The sequence below is a fragment of the Streptomyces sp. NPDC042259 genome, assembly GCF_055582085.1.
In genome coordinates, this window is record NZ_JBVJDW010000010.1 from 105506 (window position 1) to 122976 (window position 17471).

At 72.9% G+C, this 17471-nt stretch carries 12 protein-coding genes; 6 read left to right on the forward strand and 6 right to left on the reverse strand.

The window, feature by feature from the left end; genetic code table 11:
- Positions 1–16 precede the first annotated feature (16 nt).
- Positions 17–1219 carry an ArsB/NhaD family transporter gene (locus ACZ6MA_RS24810; RefSeq protein WP_469436137.1) on the reverse strand — a complete coding sequence of 401 codons (1203 nt, stop codon included), beginning with the start codon at positions 1217–1219 and terminating at the stop codon, positions 17–19.
- Between the two features lie 59 nt (positions 1220–1278).
- On the opposite strand from ACZ6MA_RS24810, the gene ACZ6MA_RS24815 reads away from it, so the two are divergent.
- Entirely contained in the window at positions 1279–7269 is a 5991-nt protein-coding gene (locus ACZ6MA_RS24815) for a WD40 domain-containing protein (protein ID WP_469436138.1), read from the forward strand.
- Between the two features lie 58 nt (positions 7270–7327).
- Here ACZ6MA_RS24815 and ACZ6MA_RS24820 read toward each other — a convergent pair whose 3' ends face one another.
- The 3 genes from ACZ6MA_RS24820 to ACZ6MA_RS24830 all read right to left on the reverse strand — a co-directional run bounded on the left by ACZ6MA_RS24820 (position 7328) and on the right by ACZ6MA_RS24830 (position 9933).
- Positions 7328–7891, reverse strand: coding sequence for a TIGR03086 family metal-binding protein (locus ACZ6MA_RS24820; protein WP_469436139.1), 564 nt, complete (start codon positions 7889–7891; stop codon positions 7328–7330).
- A 95-nt stretch (positions 7892–7986) separates the two neighbouring features.
- Positions 7987–9462: a M28 family metallopeptidase gene (locus ACZ6MA_RS24825; RefSeq protein WP_469436332.1), complete on the reverse strand. Its 1476-nt coding sequence runs from the start codon at positions 9460–9462 to the stop codon at positions 7987–7989.
- Between the two features lie 285 nt (positions 9463–9747).
- Positions 9748–9933: a hypothetical protein gene (locus ACZ6MA_RS24830; RefSeq protein WP_469436140.1), complete on the reverse strand. Its 186-nt coding sequence runs from the start codon at positions 9931–9933 to the stop codon at positions 9748–9750.
- A 223-nt stretch (positions 9934–10156) separates the two neighbouring features.
- Here ACZ6MA_RS24830 and ACZ6MA_RS24835 point away from each other — a divergent pair, with 223 nt between their 5' ends.
- Both ACZ6MA_RS24835 and ACZ6MA_RS24840 read left to right on the forward strand, forming a co-directional pair.
- Positions 10157–10816: an NADPH-dependent FMN reductase gene (locus ACZ6MA_RS24835; RefSeq protein WP_469436141.1), complete on the forward strand. Its 660-nt coding sequence runs from the start codon at positions 10157–10159 to the stop codon at positions 10814–10816.
- 260 nt (positions 10817–11076) lie between these two features.
- Complete coding sequence (locus ACZ6MA_RS24840; RefSeq protein WP_469436142.1) at positions 11077–12189, forward strand: WD40/YVTN/BNR-like repeat-containing protein; 1113 nt, start codon at positions 11077–11079, stop codon at positions 12187–12189.
- Between the two features lie 65 nt (positions 12190–12254).
- On the opposite strand, the gene ACZ6MA_RS24845 is transcribed toward ACZ6MA_RS24840, so the two are convergent.
- A complete protein-coding gene (locus ACZ6MA_RS24845; RefSeq protein ID WP_469436143.1) occupies positions 12255–12905 on the reverse strand; it encodes a DUF4360 domain-containing protein in 651 nt (216 codons plus the stop codon).
- Positions 12906–13270: 365 nt separating this feature from the next.
- Here ACZ6MA_RS24845 and ACZ6MA_RS24850 point away from each other — a divergent pair, with 365 nt between their 5' ends.
- Positions 13271–14509 (forward strand): cytochrome P450 family protein, encoded by a 1239-nt coding sequence (locus tag ACZ6MA_RS24850; protein ID WP_469436144.1) that lies wholly within the window; start codon positions 13271–13273, stop codon positions 14507–14509.
- Between the two features lie 27 nt (positions 14510–14536).
- Here the strand turns inward: ACZ6MA_RS24850 and ACZ6MA_RS24855 are convergent, their stop codons facing one another.
- Positions 14537–15235 carry an ester cyclase gene (locus tag ACZ6MA_RS24855; RefSeq protein ID WP_469436145.1) on the reverse strand — a complete coding sequence of 233 codons (699 nt, stop codon included), beginning with the start codon at positions 15233–15235 and terminating at the stop codon, positions 14537–14539.
- Between the two features lie 150 nt (positions 15236–15385).
- On the opposite strand from ACZ6MA_RS24855, the gene ACZ6MA_RS24860 reads away from it, so the two are divergent.
- Positions 15386–16333 carry a hypothetical protein gene (locus tag ACZ6MA_RS24860; protein ID WP_469436146.1) on the forward strand — a complete coding sequence of 316 codons (948 nt, stop codon included), beginning with the start codon at positions 15386–15388 and terminating at the stop codon, positions 16331–16333.
- 7 nt (positions 16334–16340) lie between these two features.
- A complete protein-coding gene (locus ACZ6MA_RS24865; RefSeq protein ID WP_469436147.1) occupies positions 16341–17468 on the forward strand; it encodes a hypothetical protein in 1128 nt (375 codons plus the stop codon).
- The last annotated feature ends 3 nt before the right edge of the window (positions 17469–17471 follow it).

The window sequence follows — 17471 nt, forward strand, 5'->3', positions numbered from 1 at the left end:
CCGGGCGCGCCCGGGTTCACCGCGTCACCGCGAGGGCCGCCACGGACGCCAGGACACCGGCCGTCGCCAGTACCGCGCCGGTGCCCAGGAACACCTTCAGCGAGACCCGGACCCCCTGGGCATGACAGCGCTCGAACCACAGCAAGGTGGCCAATGAGGCCCAAGGGGTCACCACCGGGCCCACATTGGTGCCGATGAGCAGGGCCAGCAGCTGATCGTGGTTGCCCACCGGGACCGCCGACTCCGCGGCCAGGTACACCGGCAGATTGTTGAGCACATTGGACATCCCACCGCCGACCGCCCCCGCCCGGAACATGCCCAGCAGCCCGCCGTCCGTCCCCACCGCCGCCGACAGCGCGTCGTGCAGCCCGTTGACGTTGACCGTCTCCACCACCAGGAACAGCCCGGGCACCAGGACCAGCAGACGCCACGGGACCAGGGACGGCCGCAGCGCCGACCGCTGCCGCACGGCGAAGGCCGCGGCCGCGACCAGGGCCGCCGCCGCCGACGCCATCCACAGCGGGATGTCGGCGAGCAGAATGGCCAGCAGGAACCCCGCGCAGGCCAGCCCGCAGACCCGGAAGAGCACCCGGTCGGCGGGACGGTGCGCCGCCGGCGGCACATAGCCGGCCGAGCCGCGCCGGCCGCGCCGCCAGAAGAACAGCCACAGGCACCCCATCGTCACCACGATCGAGACCAGTTGGGGCGCCCACATCCGCGCGGCCAGGCCCGCCGGCGACAGCGCCACCCGGTCGGCGGCCAGGAGGTTCGTCAGATTCGACACCGGCAGCAGCAGACTGGCCGTATTGGCCAGCCACACCGTGGTCATCGCCAGCGGCACGGCCGCGATCCCCACCCGCGAGGCCAGCGCCAGCATGACCGGCGTCAGGAGCACCGCCGTCGTGTCCAGATTGAGGGTGATCGTGGTGACCGAGGCGAACACCACGCACAGGACGAACAGCACCGGGTAGCTCCCGCGCCCCGCCCGCGCCACCGCCGACGCCACGACGTCGAACACCTGGGCCCGGCTCGTGAGTTCGGCCAGCACGATGACCGTGCCCAGGAAGGCCAGCAGCGGGGCGATGCGGACCATCGCGTCCCCGGCCGGCCCGGCCGGCAGCAGCCCGGTGGCAAGGCAGAGGAGACCGCAGGCCAGCAGCCCGCCGGCCAGCCAGTCCAAGGCGTGCAGACGATGTATGGCGCGCACGGACAAGAGCATCGCACACACTTCGCGCGAAGGCGGTGACCGCGAGTGACCCGGCGCATAAGATGGGGTCCATGGTCCTACGCCAGGAACTCGCGGGACAGCAGCGGCCGTTGGACTTCTTCATCAGCTACTCCCCGGCCGACGAGCGCTGGGCGGCCTGGATAGCGTGGACCCTGGAGGAAGCCGGGTACCGCACCGTCATCCAGGCCTGGGACTTCGTGCCCGGAACCAACTTCGTCGATTTCATGGACCGCGGCGTCAGCGAGTCCGTCGCCGTCATCGCCGTCCTCTCCCGCAACTACGAGCGCTCCCGCTACGGCCGGATGGAGTGGCAGGCCGCGCTGCGCGCCGACCCCGACGCCCCGGAGCGCCGGCTGATCACCGTCCGCGTCGAGGACATCCCCGTCGAGGGCCTGCTCGCCACGATCACCTACGTCGACCTGGTCGCCGTCCACGACACCGGCGCCGCGCGCGATCTGCTGCTCACCCGCGTCGGCCAGGCGCTGGACGGGCGGGCCCGGCCCGCCGAGCACCCCGGCTTCCCCGGCGGGCCGGGCGCGGCCCCCGCCCCCGGCGCCATCGCGAGCGTCCCCCGGCCGCTGTCCGACCGGCAGCTCGGCAGCCCCGGCTGGGCGGGCCGGCGCCGCCCCGCGACGGCGCCCGGCTACCCGCAGGCCGCCGAGGAGAACCACGCCAGGGAAGCCGTCTCCGTGCTCCACCTGGCCGGCCCCGGCTTCGGCCGCGGCGCGGACCCCGCCGATCTGCAGGCCGCCGTCTGGGGCGACCTCGTCGAACTCACCGACGCCGGTGCCCCCGCGCCCGACCTCCTCGTCGTCACCGGCGACCTCACCGCCTCCGGCAGCCCGCGCGAATGCGACCAGGCGCTGACCTTCCTGACGGGGCTGCGCTCCCGGCTCGGCCTCGCGGCCGACCGGCTCGCGGTCGTCCCCGGCGGACAGGACGTCAGCCAGGCCGCCTGCCGCGCCTACTTCAGCACCTGCGAAGCCGACGAGATGCAGCCCCGCCCGCCCTACTGGCCCAAGTGGCGCCACTACGCCCGGCTGTTCCAGGAGCTCTACCAGGGCCTCGACGCCGTCTTCGACAGCGACCAGCCCTGGACGCTGTTCCCCGTCCCCGCCCTGCGCACCGTCGTCGCCGGGATCAACTCCTCGATGGCCTACAGCCACCGCCCCGAGGACCAGTACGGCCGGCTCGGCCCGGAACAGGCCGCCTGGTTCGCCCAGGCCCTGCGCCCCTACGAACAGGAGGGCTGGCTGCGCCTCGGCGCCCTGCGCCACCCGCCGGGCGCCCTGCGGCCGCTCGACGGGGCCGCCCCAGACCGGCCCCGCGACAGCGGACCCACCCCCCGCCGGGGCTACGACGGCGGCCCCGGCGGGGGCGCCCGCCGCTCCGGCACCGCGCCCCTGCGCGACAGCGACGTACTCGCCCGCCTCACCGGCCCCCGGCTGCATCTGCTGCTGCACGGCCCGGCCGGCGACCCACGGGCCGCCGACGCCACGCCCACCGCCGCCGCACTGCCCCTCGCCGCCGGCGAACTGCCCGTCCTCGGCGCCGCCGCCCCCGCCCGGCACCAACTGCTCCGCGTCACCCGCGACGGCCTGACCCGCTGGCCGGAGCGCCCCGGGCGGGAGCCCTGGCACTACGCCGCACAGTGGCGCGGCGCCCGGCGGGCCTTCGGACCGCCGCAGCCGCCGGCCGCCCCCGGCACCGAAGCCCCCGCGACCGCCGGGACCGCCCCCGGCGCACCGGCCGCCGAGGACGGCACCCGGCCCGCCCCCGCCGGACCGGAGGCCCGGACCGTCGAGGGCCCGCTCGACGCCCTCATCGCCCGCGTCAAGGACGTCTGCCGCATCCGGCACGAAGGCGTCCAACTGCGCCGCCTGCCCGGCGACGTGCCGGGCCTGCTCGCCACCTGGACCGAATCCGGCTTCGTCCGCCAGCAGCGCGTGGCCGTCTGCGTCGGCACCCCCCGGGAGGAGGACGTCGACCGCTTCATCGACCACATCTACGCCTCCGACACCGAACCCGACGCCGAACTCGTCCACGACGGCCCGCCGCCCCCGCGCGAACTGCGCGAGCGCGCCCGCCGCCGGGGCGTCCTCGTCCGCAGCTTCACCGAGTTCCAGGGACTGCTCGACCTGCGCGGCTACGTGGCCGCCCAGACCGAGCGGCTGAGCACCGACCTCCAGTACCAGCCGAGCCTGTACCTCCCCCAGCGCTACCGCGAGATCGAACGCCTCGGCGGCGCGGAGCGCGACGGCCTCGTGGAAGACCTCCTGCGGCTGCTCGAAGCCGACCACGGCCGCTTCGTCCTCCTCCTCGGCGACTTCGGGCACGGCAAGACCTTCGGACTGCGCGAACTCGCCCGCCGCCTCCCCGAGGAACTGCCCCATCTGATCCCCCTGCTGATCCAGCTGAGCGCCCTCGACAAGGCCCACACCCTCGACGGGCTCGTCGCCGCCCACCTGGCGAGCCACGGCGTCGACACCATCGACCTGCGCGCCTTCCGCTACATGCTCCGGCAGGGCCGCATCGTCCTGCTCTTCGACGGCTTCGACGAGTTGGTCAACCAGGTCAGCTACGACCGAGCCGCCGACCACCTCCAAGTACTGCTCGACGCCGCGGTGGACAACGCCAAGATCGTGGTCAGCAGCCGCACCCAGCACTTCAGGTCCCAGGCCCAGGTGCTCACCGCGCTCGGCGAGCGCGTCGGGCTGCTCCCGCAGCGCCGCGTCCTCGCCCTGCAGGAGTTCTCCCCGCGCCAGATCCGCACCTACCTCGTCAACCGCTACGGCGACGAACACGCCGCCGACCGCCGGGTCCGGCTGCTCGAAGGCATCCCCGACCTGTTCGCCCTCTGCCGCAACCCCCGCCTGCTCAGCTTCGTCGCCGACCTCGACCACGAACGGCTGCGCGCGGTCGCGGGCGCGGGCCGCGCCCTCAGCCCCGCCGGGCTCTACGAAGAGGTCTTCACCTCCTGGCTCCGCTTCGAGGAACGGCGCGGCCAGGGAAGCGCCGGCAGCCACCCCGGGCTCACCCTGCGACAGCTCTGGCGGGCGGTGACGACCCTCGCCCTGCGCCTGTGGGAGAGCGGCGAGGGCGCCCTGCGCCTGGACGAGCTGACCGACGTGGCGGAGGTGCTGAGCGGCCTGGCCGACAGCAGACTGTCCGTCGGCCAGGCCGCGCACGCCGTCGGCTCCGGCAGCCTCCTGGTACGCACCGACGAGGGCCTGTTCCAGTTCATCCACGGCTCCGTCGTCGAGTGGCTGGTCGCCCGGGAGGCCGCCACCCGGCTCGGCCACGGCGACCGGAGCGAGGTCGGGCTGCTCGCCCGCCGCCCGCTGAGCCAGCTGGCGGTCGAGTTCCTCTGCGACCTCGCCGACCACCGGGCGTGCCAGCAATGGGCGGAACGGGCCCTGGCCGACGGCACCGCGCCGGAGGCCGACCGCGCCTGCGAGGACGACGAGACCGCCCGGGCCAACGCCGTGAAGATCCTCAGCAGACTCCGGGTGCCCGCGCACACCGATCTGCGCGGCGCCCTCCTCGCCGGCGAGGACCTCTCCTACCGCGACTTCTCCGGCGTCGACCTCACCCGCGCCGACCTCACCGACGCCAGCCTCGTCGGGGCCGACCTGTCCGGGGCCGTCCTGCGCGGCACCCGCCTCACCGGTGCCCGGCTCGACGACGCCCATCTCGCCGGCGCGGACCTGCGCGGCGCCGACGTGCGCGGCGCCCGGCTGATCGGCACCGATCTGCGCGGTGCCCGGCTCGACGGCAGCCGCTGGCACCAGGCGGCCCTGATCAACGCCGTGACCGATCCCGGCGCCGCGGCCACCGGGGAGCTGAGCATGGCCGCCATCGTGCCCGGCCTGTCCGCCGGCACCGGGTTCCGGCCCGCCGCGGTCGGCGTCCCGTACGGCTTCGACATGCGCACCAGCCGGCTGCCCGAACCCGTCTCCTACAGCCCCGGCGGCGAACTCCTCGCCCTCGGCAGCGAGGACGGCGGCGTGCTGGTGTGTGACGCCGCCACCGGAACCGCCCTGCGCACCCTGCAGGGACACCTGGGCCGGGTCTACGCCGTGAAGTTCCGCGGCCGGGTGCTCGCCACCGGCGGCGCGGACGGCGTCGTGCGGCTGTGGGACCCCATCGCCGGTACCTGCCGCCACCTGCTGCGCGTGCACCCCGACGGGGTGTGGCCGGTCTCCCTCGACGCCTCCGGCGACCGCCTCGCCACCGGTGACGCCGAGGGCACCGTCACTCTCTGGGACACCGCCGACGGGACGGTGACCCACCGGCTGCCCGGCCACCGGGCCCCCGTCTACACCGCGGTGTTCAGCCCGGACGGCGGCCTCCTGGTCACCGGCGACGCCGCCGCGTCCGTCCGGTTGTGGGACGTCCCCTCCGGCCGTCTCCTCGGCGAACTCGAAGGCCACCGCGGGGCCGCCTACCGCGCGCGGTTCAGCCCCGACGGCACGCTGGTGGCCACCGGCGACATGGGCGACGACGACCACGGCACGGTGCGCGTCTGGGACGTGGCGGACCTGCGGCTGCGCCACGAACTGACGGGCCACACGGGCCGCGTCTACACCCTGGACTTCCACCGGTGCGGCCGGCTGCTGGCCAGTGGCGACACCGACGGCCGGGTGCGGCTGTGGGACCCGGTGGCCGGCACCCCCGTCGGGGACCCCCTGGAGGTCGCCGGGGCCGTGTACCAAGTGGTGTTCGACCCCGAGGGCACGGTGCTGGCGGCCGGCGGGAGCGACGGCGCGGTCCGTCTGTGGCGGGTCGCCCAGCGGCCCGAGGGCTGGTCGGCCGCCCCGCTGCGGCAACGGCCCCCCGACCACCAGGGGTCCGTCTGGGCCTGCCGGTTCCGCCCCGGTGACGGTACCGGCGCCCAGGAGTCCGGCCCGCTGCTGGTGACCGTCGGCAACGACGGCGTGGTGCGGCTGTGGGACACCTCGACCGGCCAGGGCCGGCGGATCCTGCGCGGCCACGGGCGCAAGGTCACCGGTCTGGCGTTCAGCGCCGACGGCACCCACCTGGCCGCGTGCGGCAACGACGGCCTGGTCCGGCTCTGGGACCCCGCGACCGGCCGGCGGACGCGCGAACTGGCCGGCCACAACGACCGGCTGGTCTCGGCGGTGTTCAACCCGGCGGGGCCCGTCCTGGCGACGTCGAGCAGCGACGGTGACGTCTACCTGTGGAACACCCTCACGGGGGAGTACCAACGCGAGATCGACGCGGAGACCGACCATGTGTGGGCGGAGGCCTTCAGCGCCGACGGCGAGATACTCGCCACCGCCAACGACGACGACACCGTGCGGCTGTGGTACCGCAGCACGGGCGCCCACGTGGCGACGTTCGCCCAGCACCGGGGGCGGGTCCGCTCGATCGCCTTCCGGGCGGACGGCACCCTGCTGGCCACCGGCTGCGACGACCGGTCCGTCCGGCTGTGGGACCTCGCGGAGCACCGTCTGACCGCCGAACTCGACGGCCATACCGACCGGGTGTACGCGGTGGTCTTCGGGCCCGGCGAGGACTGGCTGGCCAGTGCCTCGTGGGACGGGCAGGCCATCGTCTGGCGGGACGGCAGGGCCCGGCACCGGCTGGCCGGTCACTCGGGCCGGTTGTGGACCGCCGCCGCCCACCCGAGCCGCCCGCTGCTGGCCACGGCCGGGGACGACCGGGTCGTACGGCTGTGGAACCCCCTCGACGGCCGCGAGAGCGGGCAGCTGACCGGGCACACGGGCCGCGTCCTCGCCGTCGCCTTCAGCCCCGACGGCGCATTGCTGGCCAGTGGCGGCGAGGACGGCACCGTACGGCTGTGGAGCGTGCCCGCCGAGGGCGAACCGGCACCGCGCGCCACGCTGATCGGCGTGCCGGGCGGCTGGGCGGCGCTGACGCCCCCGGGCGGTTACAAGTACGACGGCGACATAGCGGGCGAGTTCTGGCATGTCGTGGGCATGTGCCGGTTCGAGCCCGGCGAGCTGGACGACCATCTGCCGGGCGTCCGGCGGATGGCGAAGGACGACCCGATCTGACCGGTGCCGTGGACGGGCGCGGGCCGGCCGCCGGACCGTTGGGCGGCCGCGCCCGGCGTCATGGCCGCCGGCCCAGGAGGGCGATCAGGCGGTCCTGGACGGGGGAGTTTGCCGGCACCGCGACGGGCGGGGCGAAGATGCCCGCCCCCTGCCAGCTCTCCGCCTGGGGCTCCACCGTCGCGTACACGGCCCGGACGAGTTCCTCGTCGAGCCGGTCGTCGCCGCCGGTGCCGCGCGCCAGGTCCCAGGCGTGCACCGTGAGGTCGCCGACCATCTGCCACGCGTAGTCGCTCGCGGCGCCGGGCCCGGCGCTGGTGTGCACCTCGCCGTCCAGCGCCCCGGGCGTGTGGAAGGCCTCGCGTGACGCCGCCGCGGCCCGCTCCCAGGCGCGCCGGGGGTGGTCCCCGAGCACGTCGCCGTCGAAGCGGTCGCCGACCTCGGCCAGGGTGGCGCCGCGCAGCAGCCACGGCGCCCAGAGGTGTTCGGCGGTCAGATGGTTGACCAGGTCCCGCACCGACCACTCGGTGCACGGCGTGGCCGCCGTCCATCCGCCGTGGTCCACCTCGTGCACCCGGCGGTCGAATTCCCCCATCGCCCTGTCGTACGCGTCGAGAAGTCGCATGTCTTCCAGTAGAACACCCAGGGCCCCGCGCCACCGGGCGTCGGGGCCCGGTGGCGCGGGGCGGTGGGGGCGGCGCCACCCGGGCGCCGGGGGGCCTACTCGCCCGCGGCCTCGTCCAGCGAGCTGAGGTCGTGGGCGTAGATGCCGACCGCGTGCGCGATGACGTCGATGTTGCGGTCGAAGAACTTCAGGTCCACGTTCTCCAGGGTGTCACCGGCCTGGTGGTAGTTCGGGTCGTACGCGGCACCGGCCTTGCCGCCGTACTTCGCGGCCTGCGCCTCGGTCTTGACGCCCTCGGCGCCGGTGAAGGTGCCGCCGGCCGGGATGCCGGCCGCGATGAAGGGGCCGTAGTCCGAGCGGCCGGTGAAGTCGGTGCCCTCATGCGCCGTGCCCCGGCGGTCGAGGAAGCCGTTGATCAGCCGCTCGATCTGCGCGGAGCCCTTGGGGCCGGGGCCCGACCCCGTGTGGTCGGAGTCGTCACCGTCGTAGACGAACTGAGCCGCGTTCGGCGAGGCGATCATGTCGAAGTTGAGGTAAAGGGCTATGCGCTTGCGCTGCTTCTCGTCGAGCTGGGCGACGTAGTGGTCGGAGCCCAGCAGCCCGCCTTCCTCGGCCGACCACCAGGCGAACCGCAGCTTGTTGGTGGGCTGCTTGCCCGAGGAGCGGATCTGGTCGGCGAGCTTCAGCGCGACCTCCAGCAGACCGGCGGAGCCGGAGCCGTTGTCGTTGATGCCCGGCCCCTCGGGCACCGAGTCGAGGTGGCTGCCGAGCGCGACGACGTGGTCGGCGTCGCCGCCCCTGGTCTCGGCGATGACATTGCGGGTCTTCTTCTTGATGTGTTCCTGATCGAGCGTCAGCGAGAGGGTGACCTCGCCCTTGGCGGCCGCGGCGGCCAGCGCCTCGCCGTCGGCCAGGGTGATGCCGGCGCTCGGGATCAGGCCCTCGGACGGCTTGCCGAAGCCACCCTTGACGGGGGTGGTACCGCTGTGGTTGTAGACGACGATGCCGATCGCGCCGGCCGCGGCGGCGGCCCGCTGCTTCTCCACGAAGGTGCAGGTGCCGCGCTTGACCAGGGCGATCTTCCCGGTGAACGTCTGCGACGCGTAGTCGTCCGCCTCGCATCCCGGGGTGGCGTCCACGCGGGCCGCGGCGATGGGGGCCCGCAGGCCTTCCTTCGGCGTGGAGGGCGTGAACGTGAACGCCGCGACGTTCAGCGTGCGCGGATCGGGGGAGACGACGGACAGCTTCTCGGTGTGCGTCTTGGCCTCCCAGATGTCGAAGTCCTGGTAGGAGACCCGGTATCCGGCCTTCTTCAGCAGCTTGTACACATAGGCGGAGGACGCCTCGTGTCCGGCGGTGCCGGCGGCCCGGTTGCCGTCGTTGTCGTCGGCTATCTCCTGCAGCTTCTCGAGATGCCGGTAGGCGCTCCTGCCCGAGGACGCCTTGACGAGTTTTCTGGCGAGCTGTTCCGCCTGTCTGTGCTGCCGGTCCGCGGGCGTGGGTGTCGCGCCGGCGGGGGCCGCCGCGAGCAGGACGGGGGTGGCGAGGGCGGTGGCGATGACGGCCGCCATCGCCCGACGACGGGGGTGTACGCGCACGGAGGTCCTTCCGGGCAGGGGCGGCCCTTGGGTGGTGGCCGCCCTGATGCGGTGATCGCGAGGGACAACGATCGGGGCTGAAAGGGACCGTAACGAGTTCGTGCAGGTCAGGGGAGGGGGTGAGGGGTGATTGACACAAAGACGCCATACGCCGGACATCCGTGGCGAAGCTGCGCACCGATGCCCGCGGACCGGTGCCCGTCGCCTCGTCGAACGGGCGGACCGTGCACTACGTCGAACGGGTACGGCTTCCCCGCTTCACCGGCGGCGCTGCTCCGAGCCTCGGCCCATGCGTGTTGCCGCGACCAGAGCGGTCACGATGCCCGCACCACAGGCCACACCCTGAAGGAACCCGGAGGGCAGAACGAAACTTATGGTCAGGAGCGCGAGGCCGACGGTCAGATAGCCGGCTGCGGTGTCGAGTGTGGAAAATCCCCGGTGCATGCCCTCAGCTTAAGAGAGCGTCAAACCTTCCTGACCAGCGGGTCTGCCGCCGCGCGCGAGCCGGAACGGCACCCCTGCCGGCATCGGCCGCACCGCCGGCCGGGACGTGATGCCGGCGGTACGGCGTGCGACCGCCCTGCGCCGTGGCGTCGGCTCGCCTACGATCGACGGGACGGCCGCGGCCCCGTCCACCGGCGGGGCCGTCACGAGGAAGGCCCGGGCCATGACCGACGATGCCGTACCCGCCCCGACGCGCGTCCTGGTGCTCAGTGCCTCGCTGCGGGCGGACTCGCTCAACACCCGCCTGGCCGCGCTCGTCACCCGGCTGGTCGGGGAGACGGGTGCCGCCGTCGAACTCGCCCGGCTGGGGGAGTTCCCCATGCCGGTCTACGACGCCGACGACGAGGCCTCCGAGGGGCTCCCCGCGGGCACCCTCGCGCTGCGCGACCGGTTGGCCGCGTGCGACGCCTTCGTGATCGCCTCCCCGGAGTACAACGCCTCGCTGCCCGGCGGCCTGAAGAACGCCGTCGACTGGGTCTCCCGGGTCCGGCCGCAGCCGTTCAAGGACAAGCACGCCCTGCTGGTCTCCGCGTCCCCGTCCCTGGTGGGCGGCAACCGCGGACTGTGGGCGCTGCGGATCCCGCTCGAACACCTCGGCACCCGCGTGTACCCGGACATGTTCAGCCTCGCCCGGGCCCACGAGGGCTTCACCGATGACGGCGACCTGGCCGACACCGGACTCCAGGAGCGGCTGACGGAGGCGGTGACGTCGTTCCTCCACCTGGTCGAGGCCGACACCCGCTATGTGTGTCTGCGGCGCCGCTGGTACGAGTTCCTCGGCGACCGCACCGACGCCCCCGTCACCCAGCGCGCCCAGGACTGAGGCGCCCGTTCCGCGGGCCCGTCGTTCCCCCGCCGCTTCCCACGACCACGGCCCCGATCAGCCGGCGAAAACCGTGGAGCGGCTCACTCCGCTGCGTTACCGGTGGTCCGATTGGCGCGGAACACACGTCAAGCGCCTTTCGAGACAGCGAGATTGGCGGGCGGCAGCGTTATGCCGCACGGGCCGGGGCGACTAGAAAATGATCACCGAACGCCTTCCGCGCCGGCACCGCCATGCCTGTACCCCACAAGGGAGAGAACATGAAGCGGATCAGTGCGGCCGTCACCACGGCCGCCGCTGTCTTCGCCCTTGCCCAGCCGACCACCGCCCTCGCGGCGGGTTCCGCCGTCTGGGCGGCCCCGTCCTGCGCCCGTGTCACCGGGGACGGAGCCGTCACCTTCACCCGGGACGAGGGTGCGCGGCTGACGCCGACCGCCGTCCCCCTCAAGCCGACCAGCTACACCTTCGGCCTGGTCGCCCTGGACACCCCCAACACGCTGCTCGCCACCCACAACAGCGAACTCCAGCGCTCCACCGACGCGGGCTGCACCTGGACCCGGATCACGGACCTCGACGCCGGCCTCACCCATCTGACCGCGGCCCCCGGCGGCCGTGCCTTCGCCTGGGAGCTGAACGGCGGCTACCTCGCCCGGGTGGACGGCAAGAAGGTCACCCCGCTCACCTCGCCGACCACCGCCATCATGGGCCTGGGCACCGACCGGTCCCGCCCCGGCCACCTGCGTCTGGCCGGTGGAGACGGGGTGCTGTACGACTCGACGGACGCCGGTGCGAGCTGGCGGCGCGTCGGCACCCCCGCCTTCGAGGCCGGGACCGGGGTCTACACCGTCGCCTTCGACCCCGCCGACCTCGACCACGCCGTCGCGGGCGGCACGGTGCGCGGCGGCGCGGTGACCACCGACGGCGGCGCCACCTGGACCGCGTCGACCGGCCTGAGCGGCCCGGGCGGATCCGCGAACCTCTTCAACGCCGTCATCTCACCCGCCTCCTCCTCGGTGGTCTACGCCCTGGGACTCGACCTCGCCCAGGCCACCCCGAGCACGCCGGCCGGGGGCCGCCACCTCTACCGCTCCTCCGACGGCGGCCGCACCTTCACCAAGGTGGTCGACGACTCGGCCGACACCAAGCTGACCAACGGCACCCTGCTGGCCCCCAGCCCGGTGGACCCCGACGTGCTCTACTTCGAGTACGGCAGCTACTTCCAGGGCTACGGCACCGACCTCTTCCGGCTCGACGCCGCCACGGGCAAGGTCACCAAGACCCACAACACCTACGACGGCATCTCCGCCATCGCCTTCAACCCCGCCCAGCCGCGCGTGATGTACCTGGGCCTGGAAGAAGTGCGGGTCGACTGACCCACGAGACCCACGCGCAGGGGAACGTGCGCCCGCCGCGGGCTCCCGCGGCGGGCGCACGTCGCCTACTTCCTGGGGCACTCCTTCCAGGAGAGCCGGTAGACGGTGTTGATGGCACCGTCCGTCGAATCCATCGCGAGGAAACTCGTGGTCTTCTTCGGATCCGAGGTGCCCGCGGAAACGGTCAGCTCGGTGTTGATGTTGAAGTTGCGGCGCTCCCCGCACGGCGCCCACACCTGGGCGGCGAGGTCCGTGATGTCGGTGGCCTGCCAGTCGTCGTGGAAGGGGCCCTTGTGGGGGTGAGTGTTGACCGTGGTCTGGGACTGCCCCTGGAAGTAGTACGAAGCCTTCTGCAGGCCGGTCGCACCCTCCTCGAGATGCCCGAAGCCCCGGTAATCGGCTTGGGCGATCGCGTAGGTGAAGCCCTGCGGAACGTGCACGATCAGATTCAGCTGGCAGTTCTTGCGGAAGTCGGTCGGCTTGGCCCCGACGCCGACCTGGGCGAGATACTGGCTGTACGTCACGGTGAACGCGGTGTTGTCGGGTGAGACGGCCACCGCGGCGGTACCCGCCGGGCAGCCCGAGCCGTTGACGGTGGCGATCTCGATCACCATCTTGTCGGGCGGCGCGGGGAAACCGGCGGCCGAAGCCGGCGTGGACAACGCCGGGGTGCATAACGCCGCTATCGCGCTGCACGTGACAAGCACTCTGGACATGGCGCTCCCAGGGGGTAGGCGTGGGCCGTGCTCCGGCGCGCGGGACCTGCCGGGCGCCGTGGGCTGCGGGAAGGAGAGGGAAGCAGAGGGAAGCCGAGGGGTTGGGATTACGCGGCAGTGCGGTGCGCGGGAGTCCGCAGACGAATGTGCCATCAATTCCATAAGGCACTACGGAAGTCAATACAAGCCGTTCGGGCGGCAAAGGGAATTCAGCCGCCCCGGCACGGGCGCCGGACCGCCGAAAACCGGCGTATACATCCGGCCGGTCCCGTCGCGCCGCTTTGTGGGAACCGTACAGACCGGGTGCCGGGCTGCTGGCCGGGGCCGCCCTCGGCCGGGCGGCGGGGATGCGTGAGGATGAGCGGGTGCCCGACGCCCTGAACCCCGCGGATCCCGCCTTCGCACGCGACCCCTACCCCTACTACGCGCGGCTGCGCGAGGAGGGCCCGGCGGCGCGGGTGGCGCTGGCCAACGGCAGTCACGCCTGGCTGGTCACCGGCTACCGGCAGGCCCGCGAGGTGCTCGCCGATCCGCGCTTCTCCAACGTCCCCCCGCGCGGCGCGGGCCGCCCCAAGCCCGACTCCCCGGCGCAGCGCGCCCGCGGCTGCCTCGCCCGGCACATGCTCAACACCGACGCCCCCGATCACACCCGGCTGCGCCGGCTGAGCACCGCGGCCTTCACCCCGCGGCGGGTCGACGCGCTCCGGCCGCGCATCGAGCGGCTGACCGCGGACCTGGTGGACGAGACCGCCGGGCGGCTCGCCCGCGAGGGGAGCGTCGACCTGGTGGACGCCTTCGCCTTCCCGCTGCCGGTGCTGGTGATCGGGGAAGTGCTGGGGGTGCCGGAGGCCGATCGCGCGGACCTGCGGACGTGGACGTACCGGGTCGGATCGCCCGCCGACGCGCTCGCACCCGGCGCCGTCGACGAGGCGTGGACGAGTCTGCACGCCTACTTCACCGAGCTGATCGCGCGGAAGCGGCGTACCCCCGGCGACGATCTCTTCAGCACCTTGGTCCGCGACGCGGGAGAGGGCGGGCTCGACGACGGCGAGCTGCTGGCCATGGCCTTCCTGCTGCTGTTCGCCGGCTACGAGACGACCATGAATCTGCTCGCCTCCGCGTCCCTGCTGCTGCTCACGCACCCCCGGGAACTGGCCGCCGCGCGACAGGCGGGGCCCGCCCGCTGGGCCGCCGTGACCGAGGAGGCCCTGCGGCACGCGAGCCCCCTGGAAGGGACGACATGGCGGCGGACGACGGAACGGGTGGACCTCGGCGGGGCGGCGGTCATACCGGCCGGCGCGTCCGTTCTCGTCGTCCTCGCCGCGGCCAACCGCGACCCGGAGTACTTCCCCGCGCCGGACGCGTTCCGGCCGGGCCGCTATCTCGCCGACACCGGCCGGGCCGCGGCCCACGTGGCCTTCGGGCACGGCCCGCACTTCTGCCTCGGATCGCGGCTGGCCCGCCTGGAAGCGGCCATCGCCCTGCCGCTGCTCTTCGCGGGGCTGCCCGAGCTGTCCCTCGCCGCTGATCCGGCGGCCCTCGACTACCGCCCCGGACTGCTGGTCCGCGGCCCACGCACCCTGCCGGTCCGCGCGGCGCTCTGAATCGCCGACGCGCCCCGGCGGGGCCGGTTACGCCGGGACCGCGCCGACCTGGCGCATCACGCGCAGCAGATCGTAGGTCCACCAGCCTTCCCGGATCCTGCCGTGACGGAAGACGAAGATCGTGACTCCGGTCATGTCCACCGTCCGGCCCGTGGCCGGGATGCCCATGAAGGCGTCCCTGTGCGTGCCGCGCCACGTCCAGCGGGTGACGACCTGATCGCCTTCGGCCACCTGGCTGTCGATCGTGAAGGTGAAGTCGAACGCCTTGCGCCAGCCGGCCACGTCCGCCTTGATGACCTCGGATCCGACGGTGGTGTCCTCCTCCTTGGAGATGTCGTGGTCGCGGTAGTCGTCGGTGAACAGTTCGTCGACGAGATCGAGGTCGCCGCCGACGGCTATCTCCTCGTAGAAACGGCGGGCCGCCGCCTTGTTGAGCTGTTCGTCGCGCACCACGTCGAGATCGGTGAACGTCGGCATTCCCTCGCAGAGCGCCGCCATCTCTTCGAAGATGCGATTGGTCTCCGGCAGTTTCGAGTTCTCCATCGCCTGCTCATAGGACGGGAACTCTATGATTTCCACATAGTGGTCACCGTCGGATCGGTCCCGGCCGACGACGGAGTGGGTGGCCGTGCGCTTTCCCTGGGTCGCCTCCAGCCAGTTGTCCATGAGCCGGTTCATGTCGTCATATCTGCGGGTCTTGCAGTCGACTATCTGTACGAATGTCATGGGGGATCGCCTCCCGGCTGATATCTCCCATGCTAGGCCTCCTACCAGGGAGTAGCCGCGTCGGCGGGAGCGGCGCGGATTGGCGGTCGTTTCCGGGCGGGCCGATACTGAGAGTGACGGGAAAACGTGCGATGTGGCGCGGGAGGCGTGATGCGACCCAGGATCGTCTACGTCCACGGCAACGGAAACAAGGTCCGCCCGGAACTGCTCAAGTCCCAATGGGACAGGGCGCTTTTCGGCGAGGACATGGCCGACGCCTCCCGCATGGCGTACTGGGCCTCGCTCCGGTACGACGCGCCCTTGCCCGATTTTCAGCCCGACCCCCTGGACGGGGCGCCGGACGGGGCACTGGAGACGCCCGTCACCGCACTCGTCGACCCCACCGAGGAATTCGTGGCGAAGGTGCGCGCCCAGGCCCGGGCCGAGGCGGGCCCCGAGCCGGAGGGACTGCCGGGCCCCGGCGCGACGGGCGACGGGGCACTCGACGGATGGCTGCGCGGCATGACGTACTTCGCGGACACCCTCGCCGAGGACACGGCCGACGGCACCGGAGCGGAGACCGGTGCCGACGTCCCCCTCGAAGCGCTGCCGCTGCCGCGCGTCGTCCGCGACCCGGTGTTCCGGCTGCTCGTCAAGCACACCTTCAAGGACGTCCACGCCTATTTCTTCAGCGAGGCGGGACAGGCGATCCGCGACGTCGTCAAGGACGCGCTGGACGGGCTGGACGGCGCACCCCTGGTGGTGGTCGGCCACAGCCTCGGCACCATCGTCGCCTACGAGGTGCTCACCGAGGAGAAGACGGACGTCGATCTCTTCGTCACCGTCGGATCCCCGCTGGCGATCACCGAGGTGCGTGACCGGCTGGCCCGGCCCCCGGCGGTCCCGGTGGGCGTGGTGGCCTGGCGCAACGCCTCCGACCTGCGGGATGTGGTGGCACTCGACCACACCCTCGCGCCGGAGTACGCGCCGTCGGAGCGGGTCACGGATCTGCTGGTGACCAACGACAGCGCCAACCACCACGGCATCGCCCCGTACCTGGGCGCGCCCGCCGTCCGGGAACCGGTCCGCCGGCTCTTCGAGTCCTCCGCGGGAGGGTAGGTGCGGCATGCCGCTGGCCGAAACGGAATGGGACCTCGTCACGACGTGGGTGCGGGAGTACCTTCTCGACACACCCGACCCCTACGCCCAACTCGCCGTATACGGCTTTCCCCCGGAGTTCGTGGGCGCGCTACGGCTGACACCGGTCAGCGGGGAGAACGCGCGGAACCTCGTGGCGGCGTCGCGCAAGGACATCGAGCGGCAGGTGCGCCTGCTCGACGTGGTGGCGGGCCTCGACCGGCTGGCCGTCCTGCCGGAGGCCGTCAAGGCGGCCGAGCTGCGGGACCGGCTGCGCGAGGACGCCCGCGCGCACGCCTCCCAGGACTACTTCCGCACCTGTGTGCTGAAGAACGGGACCGAGGCGTTCATCGACCGCCAGCGGCTGCGCGAGACACTGCGCGCCTTCGTCGAGGACCCCGAGAAGCGCGTCCTGCTCGTCGACGGCGAGCAGGGCAGCGGCCGTTCGTACACCTACAACCTCATCCGCCACGTCGGCCAGCACTGCGGCTTCCGGCCCGCGCGGGTCACGCTCTCGCGCATCGCCACCGCGGACAAGGTGATCCGCCGCCTCGCCGAGTTCGTCGCGGACCCCCGCGCGGGGATCACCCCCCTGAACCCGACGGAACTCAACGACCTCCTCCCCTCGATCGACGACGCCGCGCACTGGGTGGTCAGCCGGGCGACCGCCGCCGATGACAACTTCTGGCTGGTCCTGGACGAATGCGATGAACTCGATCCGAACTCCGATGTCTGGGACTGCATCGGACAACTCGCCCTGGCCATCTACGAACACGCCGCCGTGAGCGGGGACGACTCCCCCCGGATGGTGCTCCTGGGCTACGGGCCCGCGATGCGCCAACTGCCGTACGAGCTGCGCGGAAACCTCTGCCGGGACACGGCACGCACCGTGGAGGCCGCCGATCTGCGCACCTTCTTCGACCAGTACTTCCACGACTTCCCGCCCTCCCGCCCCGAGGGCGGGCCGGCCGAGGACCCCGACATCGGCGAACTCGTGGACGTGGCCGTCCAGGAGGTGCTGCGCGCGGCGGAAGCGGAAGCCTCCGACGGCGAGGGCTACATGCGGAAGGTCTGCACGGCGACGGAGGAGGCCATCCGTGTCTACCAGTCACTCTAGGAC